The sequence below is a fragment of the Bacillus sp. SIMBA_008 genome (assembly GCF_046535495.1).
GTDB classification, from domain to species: domain Bacteria; phylum Bacillota; class Bacilli; order Bacillales; family Bacillaceae; genus Bacillus; species Bacillus subtilis.
Window position 1 is genome coordinate 1 of the sequence record NZ_JAWRWL010001357.1, and the last position, 232, is coordinate 232.

The following is a 232-nucleotide window of genomic DNA, read 5'->3' on the forward strand; positions in this document are numbered from 1 at the left end:
GGATCGATCGAGCGTATGGACGCGCAGACACGGTCGTAGAACGGGCCGATCGCCTGGCCCGACGCATCACCAGGCTCATTGAGCGGGTTGTACCCCGCGATCCAGGGGTTGTCTCGATACCGCCGCGCGAACTCCTCCCAGAGCGCCACCACCTGGTCTTGGAAGACCCGATACTGCCAGAGGAGCGCAAGGTGCGTGGGGTTATCGCTATGCCAGCGCTGGTTCTGCGCGC

The 232-nt window shown here is 64.7% G+C and carries 1 pseudogene; it reads right to left on the reverse strand.

The features are described from left to right. Positions 1-232 (reverse strand): annotated as a pseudogene (locus SB658_RS27880) (glycoside hydrolase family 5 protein); the annotation flags it as partial.